Genomic DNA, 14,071 nt, shown 5'->3' on the forward strand with positions numbered 1-14,071 from the left:
ATGCCTGTCGCGTGCGGGGCGGCGGCGAGGGGTGAGCGTGAGGCGTACGGCGTGAGGCGTGAGGCGTGAGGCGTGAGGCGTGAGGCGTACGGCGTTCGAACTGCGGAGGCAAATGGCGCGCCGGACTCGACCATCCGAGCGCAGCTCACCCGACCGATGCACGATACCGCACCCCGCAGCCCGTCGGACGCCGGACGCCTGACGCCGGACGCCGGACGCCGGACGCCGGACGCCGGACGCCTCAGTCTGACAGGCTCCAGTATATTGCGCCAATGCTCAAGATCGATCTCACTGGCCGGCGCGCTCTGGTGGCGGGCGTCGCCGACGATGCCGGTTTCGGATTCGCCATCGCCAAGGCATTGGCCGAAGCTGGAGCGAGCGTGTGTGTCGGCACCTGGCCGCCGGCGCTGAACATCTTCCTTAATCTGCTCGAGCGCGGGAAGATGGACGAGTCAAGAAAACTCTCGTCGGGTGAGTTGCTCACGTTCGAGAAGATCTATCCGCTCGACGCCGTGTACGACACGTTCGATCAGATCCCCGACGACGTTCGCGCGAACAAGCGATACAAAGACGTCGGCGATTGTTCGATCGGCGGATTGGCGGACCGACTGGTCGCCGATTTTGGCGAGCGACCGCTCGACATCGTCGTGCACTCGCTGGCCAATGGCCCCGAAGTGAAGAAGCCGCTGCTCGAAGTCAGTCGAAACGGATATCTCGGTGCAGTGAGCGCGAGTGCGTATTCGATGGTGTCCATGGTTCAGCGTTTTGGGCCACTGATGCGAGAGCACGGATCATTCGTGTCGCTTACGTACCTCGCGAGCGAGCGAGTGATTCCCGGATACGGCGGCGGCATGTCGTCGGCAAAGGCGGCACTCGAGAGCGACACGCGCACGCTGGCATTCGAAGCGGGACGCAAATTCGGGTGTCGTGTGAACACGATTTCCGCGGGCCCGCTGGCGTCACGCGCTGCCAGCGCGATCGGCATCATCGAGAAGATGGTGGAATACGTTTCGCAAAACGCGCCGCTGACCGAGAAGCTCACCGCAGAGGATGTCGGCGCAGTCGCGACGTTTCTCTCATCGCCAATGGCAGGCGCGATTACGGGCAACACGGTTTACGTCGACAAGGGCTACCATGCGATGGGCATGGCAATCCCCGTGTGACGAGCGTTCGGTTGTTCCGTGGTGAATCGAGAATCACGGAACACACCGAGCGCCGAGTACTACGGAATCGGTCCAGTCGGGTCGATCTGTTTCAGTCCGGCGGCGCGGAGCAGCGCGTTGAGCTTGGGAAGGTTGGCCTCGCGCGCCTGCTTCAACTTCACGAGTTGTTTCGTGAGCTCCGATGAGAGAACGGTGTAGACCTGGTACGACTGCGTTGTCGGCCGTCCGCCGGACGATGCCACCACGCCCATGAGCGCGCCGATTCTGTTGTTGAGACGAATCGGGTAGTTGAGTGGATCCTGGCCGCTCCGGTTCTTCGTCTGATAGAGAGAATCTTCGACTTCGGAAATCGCAGCGCTAAACGCCTTGGACAGAGCGGTGAATTCGCCCTGCTGCGCCGCAGGGACCTTCGTTTGACGATCTGCCAACTCGGCTTTGATCCGGCGAATGTCCTTCACCGCATCGTTTGCGTCGGAGAACCGGTCGCGCACCTGCATGGCCAGGCGTGACTGTTCTTGCCAGTCAGTGAGGGTCGCACTGATGCGCGGATCGGCGATGATCTTGAACGACTCGGTGCCGACGGGCTGCCCGCGTATTGTGAGGCGGACACGATACGCGCCCGGAGGAACGAGCGGTCCGGTGACGTTCGCCGCCCAGAGAATCATTCCCGGGAAGCTCGACGCATCGGGGTACCGCATGTTCCACAGGAACGTGTTGACGCCGCGTTTGTTCGCAACGCGGGGCGGCGGCGGTACGAAGCCCTCCTCGCCGGGTTGTGGTCGTGGACCCGCGGAATCCTGTTTGCTCGAATAGCTCCGTAGGACTTTCCCCGCCGCATCGAGAAAGTCGAGTCCCACGTCTTCGCCGCCGGTCTTGAGCCAGTACTGCACCGTCACCCCGGTCGGCGGGTTCTCACCGACCGGATGAATCGGCGCATTCTCCGGGGTAATGTTTGCCGGATTGGTTGCACCTCCGCCGAAACCGCCGAAACCGCCGCCCGATGCCAGACGGGTTTGATCACGCGGCTTGAAGAGATATGCGGGCTTGGCAGCGATTACATCCGACATCTGCTCGAGTGTCGAGATGTCGTCCATGACGTAGAAGCCGCGGCCATGCGTCGCGATGACCACGTCGCCCTGCTTGAACGCAAGATCGTGCACGGGAACCATCGGCAGGTTGAGGCGCAACGATTGCCAATGCCCGCCGTCGTCGGGCGAGTACCACACACCGCGTTCGGTGCCGGCGATGAGAAGCCCGCGCTTGCCGGGGTCCTCACGAAGTACGCGCGTGAATTCGCTCTGCGAAATGCCGTTGTCGATCTTCGTCCAATGCACGCCGCAATCGGCGGTCTTCCAGAGGTACGGGCGGTCGTCATCGAGTTGGAAACGATTGGCCGCGACGTATGCGATGCATTCGCCGAAGCGTGACGCGTCGATGCTCGAGACGCGCGTGAACTTCGCCATGTCCGGCGGCGTGACGTCGGTCCACTTTGCACCGCCGTTGCGCGTCACGAACACCTTGCCGTCGTCGGAGCCGGTCCAGATGGTATTCGCCGTGACCGGCGATTCTTCGATGATGAAGATCGTTGCGTAGTACTCGACCGACGTCTGATCCTTCGTGATCGGACCGCCGGAATTGCCGAGCGTCGCGGGATCATGATACGTGAGATCGGGCGAGATCACCGTCCAGCTGTTTCCGCCGGTCGTCGTCTTGTGGACGACGTTCGAGCCGGCATAGACGACATTCGAATTGTGCTTCGAAACGGTGATCGGAAAGGTCCACTGGAAGCGGTACTTCGGATCCATGGCCGGGTGCCCCATCGGATTGTCCGGCCACGGATTCACGTTCACCGTGATTCCGGTACGCAGATCCTTACGGGTGAGCAGGTTGCCATAGCTGCCCGCGTAGACGACGTCTGGATTGTCGTTGCGAGGCGCGATCCAGCCGGATTCGCCACCCCCCGCTTCGAGCCAATCAGAAATGTCTAATGTGCCGCGACTCGGCCCGCAGAGCGTTGAGTTATCCTGCTGCGCACCGCAGATGTGATACGGCACGTGTGTCGTTGTAATGACGTGATAGAACTGCGCGGTCGCAAAGTCTTCGTCGGACCAGGTCTTACCGCCGTCGATGCTCACCGTGGAGCCGCCGTCGTCCGATTCGATCATGCGATTCGAATTCTTGGGATCGATCCAGAGATCGTGCGAATCTCCGTGCGGAACGCCGCGGACCGGACGGAATGTCTTGCCGCCGTCAGTCGACTTCATGAATGACACGTTGTTGTCGTATACGACGTTCGTGTCGTTCGGATCGGCGTGAATTTTCGTGTAGTACCAGCCGCGCTGGCGAAGATTGCGATCGGAGTTCGTGCGAATCCACGTTTTTCCTGCGTCGTCCGACCGAAACACGCCCCCGGAATCAGCCTCGATGTTGGCCCACATGCGATTGGGGTTCGCGCCGGAGACGGTGATCCCGATATTGCCCCAGATGCCCTCGGGCAGCCCTGGATTCTTCGTGATCTCCGTCCAGTGGTCACCGCCGTCGATCGTCTTGAACATTCCGCTGCCATTGCCGCCCGACGACAAGCTCCACGGCGTACGTCCCGCCTGCCACAAGCCGGCGTAGAGCACGTTTGGATTCTTGGGGTCCATGACGAGATCGACGACGCCGGTGGAATCGTTGCGGAATAGAATCTTCTCCCACGTTTTGCCGCCGTCCTTCGACCGAAAGACTCCACGCTCAGCGTTCGGAGCCCAGACGTGGCCAAGCGCGCCGACGTATACGAGATCCGGATTCGTCGGATGCACGATGATGTCGGCGATCTGACGAGTGTCGCCGAGGCCCATGAACGTCCAGGTTTTTCCGCCGTCGGTTGTCTTCCAGACGCCATCGCCATGCGAGACGTTACCGCGAATCGGGTATTCGCCGCCGCCGGCGAAGACCACATCGGGCGCCGATGGTGCCACGGCGATGGCGCCGATAGTGCCGCCGAAGTACTTGTCGCTCACCGGCGCCCACGACTGCCCAGCGTTGACTGACTTGAAGACGCCGCCTCCCGTCGTCCCCATCCAGAACTCGTCGGGTCGTGATGGGTTGCCCGTACCGGCCACGGAACGCCCACCGCGGTACGGCCCGATTTCGCGCCACCGAAGGCCCGTGAAGGCCAGCGAGTCACGCTGCGCCGCGAGCGTCGCAGGAAAGGCGAGAGCCGCTAGAAGAATCTTGAAGCGTCGCACGATGGGCCTCGAGGTTGTGTGTCGATTGGGGCCGAACCGAACCAACAGGAAATTCTAACGTGCTGAGCCTGGTTGCCAACGTCAGGGGGAAGTCGCACGTTCTCCCCTTGCCGGGCTGCGGCCGATCTCGGCCGACTAGCCTGATCTGGCGTCCTTCTCATCACCATCAGGCGGTTTTATGCGAACGAGTTCTGCTCTCGTCTTCGGGAGCGCTGTCGTCGCAGCCGTAGCGATTGGCTGCACGGCGTCCCAGCCACCGGCTCCTGCTCCCGCACCTGCGGCCAGCGCCCCAACGCGACCGGCGACACAAACCCAACCGTCTGGCGGCGGCGCGCCAACGATTCCTGGCGATACGTCCGAGGGACAGCCCGCCGGGGGCGGAGCTGGCCGCGGCGGTCGAGGTGGAGCGGGAGGCGCCGCACAGGCAGGAGCGGCGAATCCGCAACCGTACAATCGCGTCGTCACCGCACAGGCGCAGACGAAGAGCGGATTGTTCAAGGTTCATCGAATCGGCGAGCGGGTGCTGTTCGAGATTCCGCGCCGAGAGATGAACAAGGACCTTCTCCTCGTTCAGGAAATCGCGCAGACCACCCTCGGCGCGGGTTACGGTGGTCAGGCCGTGGGCAACCGCATGCTGCGCTTCGAGCGAAAGGACAACCGCGTGTTGCTGCGCGGCATTTCATACGAAGTCATGGCGAGCGACACGACGTCGCCAGTCGCTGGTGCAGTTGCCGCGTCGAACGTCCATCCGATTCTCGCAACGTTCAACGTTGAGTCGTACGGACCAGACAGCGCGGCAGTGATCGACGTGTCGCGCATGTTCACGCAACCACCGCAAGAACTGTCGCCGGGGCAGCGCATTGGCGCCGGATACCAGATCGACGCGACGCGTTCGTGGATCGAACACGTTGCGGCGTTCCCAGATAACGTGAACGTCTCGTCGACGTTGACGTTTGCGAGCAACGGCGCCGGCCGCGGCGCGACTCCGGCAACCGGACGTGGCGGTGGACGTGGCGCACCGGCGGGCGTGACCGCGCCGTCGGCGACAATCGTGATGTCGTACAGCTTCCATAAGCTGCCCGAGACGCCGATGCAGCCGCGTCTCTGCGACAATCGCGTTGGCTACTTCAATCTCACGGTTACCGACTACTCGCAGCCATCGCAGCGTGTGGCCGACGATCAGCGCTGCTTCATCACGCGCTATCGTCTCGAGAAGAAGGATCCGACCGCCGCGGTTTCGGAACCGGTGAAGCAGATCGTGTACTACCTCGACGCCAATACGCCGGTGAAGTGGCGTCCGTACATGATCAAGGCGATCGAAGACTGGCAGCCGGCGTTCGAAGCGGCTGGCTTCAAGAACGCGATCGTTGGCAAAATTGCCCCAACGAACGATCCGGATTGGTCGCCTGAAGATGCGCGCTACTCAGTCGTGCGTTGGTTGCCGTCGACGACCGAGAACGCGTCTGGACCGAACGTGCACGACCCGCGTTCAGGCGAGATTCTCAACGCGCACATCCAGTTCTATCACAACGTGCAGAACTTGGCGCGTACGTGGTATTTCACGCAGGTCGCGGCGCTCGATCCGCGCGCGCGCCAGTTCCCGGTGCCGGACGAACTCATGGGCCGTCTGCTCGAGTACGTACTCGCGCACGAAGTCGGGCACACGCTCGGCTTCCAGCACAACATGAAGGCGAGCTCGCAGTATCCGATCGACAGCATTCGCAACGCTGACTTCCTGCGCCGCATGGGCCACGTGTCGACGTTGATGGATTACTCGCGCTTCAACTACGTCGCGCAGCCGGAAGACAAGATTCCAGTCGACCTGCTGGTCCCTGGCATTGGACCCTACGACAAGTGGGCGACACACTGGGGTTACGCGCCGATCAATGCACCAATGCAGGTGGCGCAGCAGGGCGGCCGCAGGACCGGCGCCGAACAGATCGCCGGTGCTGAAGCCGAGCGCACGATACTCGATCAATGGGCACGCGAGCAGGACACCAAGCCGTGGCTGCGCTTCTCGACCTCGGGTGCGTTCGGTTCGGATCCGGGTGACGAGACCGAGGCCGTTGGCGACATCGATCCGGTGCGCGCCACTGAACTCGGCATCAAGAACCTGAAGCGGAACATGCAGTGGATCGAAAGCGCCACGGTGAAGCCGACCGAGGATTACGACGTTCTCGCGGAACTCTACAACAGACAGATCGGACAGTTCCGCACCGAGATGGGTCACGTCGCCAATCTTGTAGGCGGTATGAACTCGCAGGAGAAATACGGCGATCAGCCGGGCCCGCGCTTCACGCCAGTTCCCAAGGCGCGTCAGTCACAGGCCATGAAGTTCATTTCCGACAACGCGCTGCAAACACCAACCTGGTTGATCGACAACGACATCCTGCGCAAGATCGAACCGAACGGCGAGGTCTCGCGAATCGTGAATGCGCAGTCGGCATTGATTACGAATTTGCTCAACGATGCCAAGATGACGCGCCTCATCGAGTCTGAAGCTCTCGCAAAGACTTCGGCCGAGACCTACACGCTCGCCGAGATGCTGGGCGATCTTCGGCACGGCGTGTTCACCGAGATCTACGGCAGCGGTGCGGTGAAGATCGACGTCTATCGTCGCGGTCTCCAGCGCGCATACCTGCGGGACGTCGGCGATAAGATCAATCCGCCCGCAACAGCGGCTGCCGCCACGGGACGTGGTGGTGGTGGTGGCGGCGGGCGCGGTGGTGCGGCGCCGGCGGCCAACACCGGCGAAATCAAGTCGATGCTTCGTGGAGAATTGAAACAGCTCGACGCTGAACTGGCCGGTGCCGCTAAGCGCGCGACCGATGTAGCGACGAAGCGGCACATCGACGATGCTCGTCAGCAGATCAGCCACATCATCAAGCCGAGTGCGTCGGCGAGCGGTGGTGCTGCGGATGAAGAAGGGATCAACCGAAAAGGTTGAGCGTTGAGATGTGAAAACGCGAAGGGCCCAGACGGTGTCTGGGCCCTTCGTTTTTCTCAGCCGCGTGGCTTGGATTCGTCGAGTCTGTCTCGAACATTGGGAGGAACGAGAAGATCGTCGGCGATGGCAGCAACTTCCTCGGCCTCGCGCCAATCACGCTCGAGCGATGCGAGCTCCTGGTCGAGTGCGAACTGTTCGCTGCGCTCGTGAAGCGCCATCTCGAGCGCCAAGCGCTCCACCGCTGGAAGTTGGTAGAGCGCACCGGGATTGCGCGGCTCGACGTTGGTGCGTTTTCGCCAGGGGAACGGTTCAGCGCCTTGTCCCCAATCGAAACGCATCCAATCGCCGCGCGCGAATGAGGCATAGCGTTCATCGAAATCACCGCGTCGCTGTTCCGCGTCGGCGCTCACACGTGCGATTGCGCCATCGGGATCGCCTGATTCCGCAATGAATGACACAGCCGACACGACGGTCTTTGTTCGCGCGCCGGCTCCGTTGATGCCCGCGAGAAGCGCCGTGATTGCGCGCGCTGCGCGCTCGCCAGTCAGTTCCTGATGCCCGTAACTGTGTTTGAGCTGAAGCCGAATCGGAACTCCGGGTTCGACGATCAGCCGCGTGTGGTCGAGGTCCGCGCGCACGACGCGGAGCGCTTTGGCATCATTGCCAACAACGCGGAGAGGAGCGAGCCGGCGGCGAAGGGCAATTGTCGCCAGAGTGCCGGCGCGAATGACGTGGATCGCGAAAGGCGACAGCAGCGCCACCTGCGCCGCGGACAGCGACCCCGAAACCGCAAATGCCCCGGCGCCCACTATCGCTCCAGTCACACCAATTGCCGCGATCCGGCGATGCAGCCGCGAAGTGAAGATGCGCCCGTATCGCCACGCGGCAAATTCGGGGCGGAGCGGAGTTCCGATCCGAATCAGCTCTGTACCGTCGGGAAGTTTGGCGAGGCCGATGTTGTCCGTTTGAGCGCGAAGGATTTGGCCACGGAAAAGGCGTTCGCAGTCCTCGACCGCTTCCCATCGCTCTTCGATCGGCGTGAGATTCCAGCGCGCGCACGCGGCGCAGACCACCCACAAGCGTCCCTTGGCTGCGTCGAAGGCCAGGCGGCGACCCACCGGGAATCGCTCGATGGCATCGTTGGTGCCAAGTTGCTGGTGGCAGTGCAAACACGTGGCGTACACGCGTATTAACATGTAGTGATGCCGAGAGCCATGACAGTAGAAACCCGTTCCGCATGACGTGGAAGCGTTGGGCCTTCACAGCCGCGTCGTTCGCGGCAGTGATCGGCGTCTCGGTCTTCTTCATCCTCCGGTGGTGGCGCGCCGGTAGTGCGATCGGTCTGCCGGCGCGGTCACATTTGCTGGCGATTACCGCGGTGCTCGTCGAGATCCTGACGCGGTCCTGGAAGATCACGTGGAGCGCCAAGGCGGCGCACATCCGCCTGAGCTTCACCACCGCGTTGCGTACGACGCTCGCTGGAGATTTCGGTGCGTCGATCACGCCGGCGCGTTCTGGAGCGGAGCCCGCGCGCTTTCTGGTTCTCGCCGAGGCTGGTGTACCAACGCCGAGTGCACTGGTGGTGTTGTTCGCCGAGTTGTTTCTCGAGGCGCTGTCGTTGGCGACAGTCGTAATCATTGTCGCGATCGTTTTCCGACACGCAGGCGTGGTTCTCGGCGCGTTGGTCGGCGTAGTTGGCGCGTATTCCGGGTTCGTGATCGGAATGGGCACGCTCGCCGTGCTTCTGTCGCGGCGGCACATCGGCGATCAACCGCCTCGTTGGGCGCGGCGGCTAGGGCTGGGCGGTAAGCGCTGGGATGTGATCCAGCGCTGGTTTGCGCAGGTGCGCGCGACGGTCGACAGCGTCAAGCACGTCGATCTCCGATGGGCAGCCGCATCGTACCTGATGTCGGCGCTACACGTAGCGATGCGTCTCTGCGTTCTTCCGGCACTCGTGCTCGGAGCTGGTGCCGACGCGCCGCTCGCGCCGCTGGCGCTTTGGCCGCTCGGATTGCTGTACGGGGCAGCGGTCGTTCCGGCGCCGGGCGGCGGTGGCGCGGTCGAACTGGCGTTCCGCGCGGCGCTTGCCGGCGTGATTGGACCGTCGCTGTTCGCGGCAGCACTGCTCTGGTGGCGCTTCTACACTTTCTACATCTACATCGTCCTCGGCGCGATCGTGGCCGGAAACACTGCGCTTCGTGCCGTGCGCAAGACGACGGAAGTGGAGATCGAGGCGTTGGGCGCGAGTAGCTAGGTCGTAGAACAGGCGCTGGGTGCTGGAGATATGGAAAGCGGGGGCGCGACTTCGTCGCGCCCCCGCTTTGTTGCATTTGAAACAGAACGGCGACTAGCGGCCAGTCACTGCCTCGACCAAGGCCGTGCTGTCATCTGGGAAGTAGGCATTGCGAACGTACTGCTCGACCATGCGCTGCGTGTTGAAGAACGATCCGTTGATCGAGATCGCCGACCGCATCACTTCGGCATAGGCGAAGGGCAGGCCGTAGTACAGCGGCAGGATGACGCGTTCGAGCTTGAGATAAATCTCATTCGCGTCCTTGGATTGATCGCCTTCGGGATCGAGACCGCCGATCGACCAGCCAGTGACGCCTTCGACGTGGCCTTCGATCCACCAGCCGTCGAGGACGCTGAGGCTGGGCACACCGTTCATCGCAGCCTTCATCCCGCTCGTGCCGCTCGCCTCGAGCGGTTTCATCGGATTGTTCAGCCAGAGATCGACGCCGGCGACCATGGCCGCGGCAATCTCCATCTCGTAGTTCTCGACGTAGACGACCGTCACGTTGTCGCGGAGGGCGGCAGCGGCCTGGTGAATCCGTCGAATGAGATCCTTGCCACCGCCGTCATGCGGATGGGCCTTCCCACCAAAGACGATCTGTAGCGGACCGACGCCAGTCGCGATTTCTGAGAGGCGAGCCAGGTCGGTGAACATCAAGTCGGCGCGCTTATACGGCGTGGCGCGACGAGCAAAGCCGATGGTGAAGACCTTGGGATCGAGCGACACACCGGTGCGCGCGGCAACGGCGGCGATCATCGCCTTCTTCGATTCCGCATGTGCCGCGCGAATCTCGGTCAGCGGAATGCCAACGGCGTATCGGAGATACAGATTGTCGGTGCGCCACTCCGGAATGCGTTTGTCGAACAAACGTTGAAACGCCGGCGACGTCCACGTGCCGGCGTGCACTCCGTTGGTGATCGCGTCGATCGGGAAGTTGGGAAACATTCCCTGCGACACTTCGCGGTGCTTCATGGCCACGCCGTTGACGAATCGAGCGAGGCGCAGCGCGAGATGGGTGAGGTTGAGTCCACCATCGTCGAGACAGTGCGCCGCATCGAGCAGCGCGACCTGCTCCTCACCGAGGACCGACCGCACCATGTCGATCGGAAACTTGTCGTGACCGGCCGGCACCGGCGTGTGCGTCGTGAATACGCAGCGACGGCGCACCGTTTCAATGTCCGACTCATCCAACTCGAACGCCTTGCGACCGTCGAGCTGCCACTCGAGGAGGCACAGCGTCAACAGCGCCGAGTGACCCTCGTTCAGGTGATAGATCTCGGCGGGTCGGTTGAGTGCGCGAAGCAGTTCGGCGCCGCCCATTCCGAGTACGACTTCCTGCAGCAGGCGATAATGGCTGTCGCCGCCGTAGAGTGAGTCGGTCAGCGTGCGGTCGAACTCGCTGTTTTCCGGGAGCTGCGTATCGAGCAGGTAGACCGGAACTTCGTGTCCGGTCACGCCACGCACCGGATATTTCCAGGCACGAATCGCCACGGTGCGGCCTTCGATCGTTACGGACGCGCGCGCGTCGACGGCCTCGAGAACATCCTCAGGGCGCCAAACGGCCGGCCGCTCGGACTGGTTGCCGTTGCGGTCGATGTGTTGCTCGAAATAGCCCTTTCGGTGGAGCAGCGTGACGCCGACGACCGGCACCGATAGGTCGGCCGCCGAACGAAGCGTGTCGCCAGCAAGCACACCCAGGCCGCCGCTATAGGTGGGAATCGCCTTGTCGAGGGCGATCTCCATTGAGAAGTACGCGACGGTGGTCTTTGAAGCGGAGGGAATCATGTCTGGCGACAACCTAGTTCACGAGCACTGCCACAGGAAGTTTTTCGAGTACCGACCCGAGCTCGAGACGCCCACTTCTGGCGTCGAGCTCGTCCCCAAGGATCTCGGAATACCATCGATTGTTGGCCGCAGATTGCGGCAGTTGAACCGTAGTATCGCGCCACCATTCAGCCTCTTGGCCTAATGCCGACGATCCGGTGAGCCGCGATGCAACCGTTACACAATGGCGATCGCCCAGGCAGCGGTCGTACGCTAGAACATGCCTCGCTCGAGGGCCTTCCACGGTCAGGCGGCGATATCCGCCCTGCGTGAAAAGGTCGACCGCATGCCGCCGAAGGTGAAGTAAGCGCTGCGTAATGAGGAGCTTGAGCCGTCCGTCGAACAGGTCTGTCGCGCCCTTGGTGTGCAATCGCTCGTCCACGTCGGCGAGCTCGGCGAGAGCCTTTAGCCGAACCTCGTAGTCCACCGGTCGCCGGTTATCGGGGTCGACCAGCGTGAAGTTCCACAACTCGTCGCCCTGATAGATGTCGGGCGTTCCCGGTGATGTCAGATGCACGGCAATGCGTGACAGTGTGTTCCGCGCACCGATCGGCGCGATTCGGGCGACCAGTCGGGCCACGTCTGGAAGAAACGGCGCATCCTCCTTCGGCTCCAAAATGGCCGACACGAAATCGGTGAGCGCGCGTTCATAGGTCGAGTCGGCATCGACCCACGACGTTCGGATCTTGGCCTCGCGAGCGGCCTTGAGCGCGTACCGAATGAGTCGCTCTTTGGCCGACTCGCGCCACGCTCGCTCTGGCAGATCGTCACTCCTGCGACCTGGACGTGGTGCCGGCCAGAGCGCGACGAGAATCTGATAGAGTAGGTATTCGGTGTTCGTATCTGGCGACATACGGCCACGAACAGTTTGTCGATGTTTGGCGTTCAACCGCCGCCATCGCCGAATTGCACGTTCCCATTCATGTGGGAATTCAGTGAGCGCACCCAGCCGAGCGCGTACGTCGGCGCTGCGCTTGGTGTCATGCGTGTTCGTCGCGAGCAATCCGGACGGCCAGTGTTCGGCGCGGAGCTCGTTCGCATGATGCATTCGAGCTACGGCGTCGTCGAGTGGTTGGTCTGGGCCGCCGCCAATCTCGTTGCGCGACGTGAGCGGCACGTACACGTAGAGTGCCGTATCCTCGACACCCTTCGCGGTCGCAGGTGCACTCAGCTGCTGGAGACGCTGGGCAAACTCGATGCGTTCAGGGCTCCGAGCGACGCCCTCAGTCCCGATCAGAATGTCGACGACGAGAGCGACGATATCAGGCGCCGCTCCGTTCGCCACGGCGCTGGCCGCTGAACGAGCAATCACGTCGCGGTCGGATGCCGCGGTTGACGTGCGCGCGTCCACGTACGTGCGATATACAGGAAGCGCAACGATGAACGCGACGAGCGCCGACGACAGCTCGGCCGCGGTCCACCGCTTGTCGTCGGCGAGCGCAATCTGCGACATGAGACGCGTCAGCCGATCGACGTCCGCGCGCATCGAGCCATTCAGAACGCTCGCCTTGCCCGTGCGAGCGATGTCGGGGAAGGTCGTTGTCCCGAGACGTCGCATGCGGCGATAGAACGTCTCGATGTTGGCGACGCCGGTTGGATCGTGAAAGACATCCTCGAGATCGTTGAGAAACTCATAGCCCGTGGTGCCCTGCACCGGCCACGCGTGCGAAAGCTCCTCGCCATACGACAGAATCTTTTCGACGACGATTGGCGTCTCTGGCGATGTGGCAGCTCGAAGCCGATCGAGATACGCCTGAGGATCGAGCAACCCGTCGACGTGATCCACGCGCAATCCGTCGACGACGCCCTCGCGAACGAGACGCAGCATCAGCGCGTGCGTCTCGTCAAATACCGCCGGATCCTCGACACGCAGAGCGGCAAGATCTGTCACGTCGAAAAAGCGACGGTAGTTGACCTCGGTTGCACCGCGTCGCCAGTCGACGAGTCGATAGTGCTGATCGCGTAGGAGTGCACGGAGCTTGTCCTGGCCTTCGACGCCGGAATACAACTTCGCGAGCTCGCCTGTCTCTTCCGGATCTACTTGAGCGAGCTGCAGATCAGGCGGTAGCGACGTTGGGTCGACGGGAAAGCTGTGCGTGTGGTACACGATGCGCGGCGTCGCGCCTTCGTGGAGCTCGACAGACAACTCCCCGCGCTGCAGAACGCGATCGAGATCGTCGCCAAGGATGGGAAGAACGAGCTTGCCGCGCGTCCCATTGCCGGTATTCCAGGTGATGTCGAACCAACGCGCGAAGCGCGATCGCTCGCCGTGGGCAAGTACGTCGTCCCAGAAGGGATTCTCCGCACCGATGCCCATGTGATTGGGCACGATGTCGACGATGAGTCCCATCTTGCGGTCGTGCAGCGTGTCGGAAAGCGCGCGCAGCTCGCGTTCGGTGCCGAGCTCGGGATTAATCCGGGTCGGATCGACGACGTCGTATCCGTGCGTGCTGCCACGGCGCGCCGCCAGAATTGGCGACAGATAGAGATGTGAAATGCCGAGCTGCGCGAAGTAATCGACCTGAGCACGAGCCTGCTCGAAGGTGAATGCCGCATTCATCTGCAGGCGGTACGTCGCGGTGAGGGCGATTCCACTCATGGACAACGGTCC

General features: G+C 62.5%; 7 protein-coding genes. 3 read left to right on the top strand and 4 right to left on the bottom strand.

Going from position 1 to position 14,071, the window contains the following annotated elements; all coding sequences use genetic code 11:
* The first annotated feature begins 272 nt into the window (after window positions 1–272).
* Window positions 273–1,163, top strand: a complete 891-nt coding sequence (locus tag AC6H4Z_RS24245; protein WP_497544552.1) for an enoyl-[acyl-carrier-protein] reductase — start codon at window positions 273–275, stop codon at window positions 1,161–1,163.
* A gap of 59 nt (window positions 1,164–1,222) precedes the next feature.
* Here AC6H4Z_RS24245 and AC6H4Z_RS24250 read toward each other — a convergent pair whose 3' ends face one another.
* Window positions 1,223–4,396, bottom strand: coding sequence for a WD40/YVTN/BNR-like repeat-containing protein (locus AC6H4Z_RS24250; RefSeq protein WP_497544553.1), 3,174 nt, complete (start codon window positions 4,394–4,396; stop codon window positions 1,223–1,225).
* 178 nt (window positions 4,397–4,574) lie between these two features.
* Here AC6H4Z_RS24250 and AC6H4Z_RS24255 point away from each other — a divergent pair, with 178 nt between their 5' ends.
* On the top strand, window positions 4,575–7,343 hold the full coding sequence (locus AC6H4Z_RS24255; protein WP_497544554.1) for a zinc-dependent metalloprotease: 2,769 nt from the start codon (window positions 4,575–4,577) through the stop codon (window positions 7,341–7,343).
* A 56-nt stretch (window positions 7,344–7,399) separates the two neighbouring features.
* Here AC6H4Z_RS24255 and AC6H4Z_RS24260 read toward each other — a convergent pair whose 3' ends face one another.
* Window positions 7,400–8,539, bottom strand: a complete 1,140-nt coding sequence (locus tag AC6H4Z_RS24260) for a hypothetical protein (RefSeq protein WP_497544555.1) — start codon at window positions 8,537–8,539, stop codon at window positions 7,400–7,402.
* 41 nt (window positions 8,540–8,580) lie between these two features.
* Between AC6H4Z_RS24260 and AC6H4Z_RS24265 the strand changes: the two genes are divergently transcribed.
* Window positions 8,581–9,597: a lysylphosphatidylglycerol synthase transmembrane domain-containing protein gene (locus AC6H4Z_RS24265; protein ID WP_497544556.1), complete on the top strand. Its 1,017-nt coding sequence runs from the start codon at window positions 8,581–8,583 to the stop codon at window positions 9,595–9,597.
* 93 nt (window positions 9,598–9,690) lie between these two features.
* On the opposite strand, the gene glgP is transcribed toward AC6H4Z_RS24265, so the two are convergent.
* Window positions 9,691–11,421 carry an alpha-glucan family phosphorylase gene (gene glgP / locus AC6H4Z_RS24270; protein ID WP_497544557.1) on the bottom strand — a complete coding sequence of 577 codons (1,731 nt, stop codon included), beginning with the start codon at window positions 11,419–11,421 and terminating at the stop codon, window positions 9,691–9,693.
* Between the two features lie 13 nt (window positions 11,422–11,434).
* The gene (treY, locus tag AC6H4Z_RS24275) at window positions 11,435–14,059 is read right to left on the bottom strand and encodes a malto-oligosyltrehalose synthase (protein WP_497544558.1); all 2,625 of its coding nucleotides are present in this window, start codon (window positions 14,057–14,059) and stop codon (window positions 11,435–11,437) included.
* Between the last annotated feature and the right edge of the window lie 12 nt (window positions 14,060–14,071).

This window comes from Leucogemmata humicola (genome assembly GCF_055379415.1).

Bases quoted from the DNA above. Each gene is read 5' to 3' on its own strand.
- AC6H4Z_RS24260 (WP_497544555.1), bottom strand. From the start codon at position 8,539: ATGTTAATACGCGTGTACGCCACGTGTTTGCACTGCCACCAGCAACTT.
- treY (WP_497544558.1), bottom strand. From the start codon at position 14,059: ATGAGTGGAATCGCCCTCACCGCGACGTACCGCCTGCAGATGAATGCG.
- AC6H4Z_RS24265 (WP_497544556.1), top strand. From the start codon at position 8,581: ATGACGTGGAAGCGTTGGGCCTTCACAGCCGCGTCGTTCGCGGCAGTG.
- glgP (WP_497544557.1), bottom strand. From the start codon at position 11,421: ATGATTCCCTCCGCTTCAAAGACCACCGTCGCGTACTTCTCAATGGAG.
- AC6H4Z_RS24255 (WP_497544554.1), top strand. From the start codon at position 4,575: ATGCGAACGAGTTCTGCTCTCGTCTTCGGGAGCGCTGTCGTCGCAGCC.
- AC6H4Z_RS24245 (WP_497544552.1), top strand. From the start codon at position 273: ATGCTCAAGATCGATCTCACTGGCCGGCGCGCTCTGGTGGCGGGCGTC.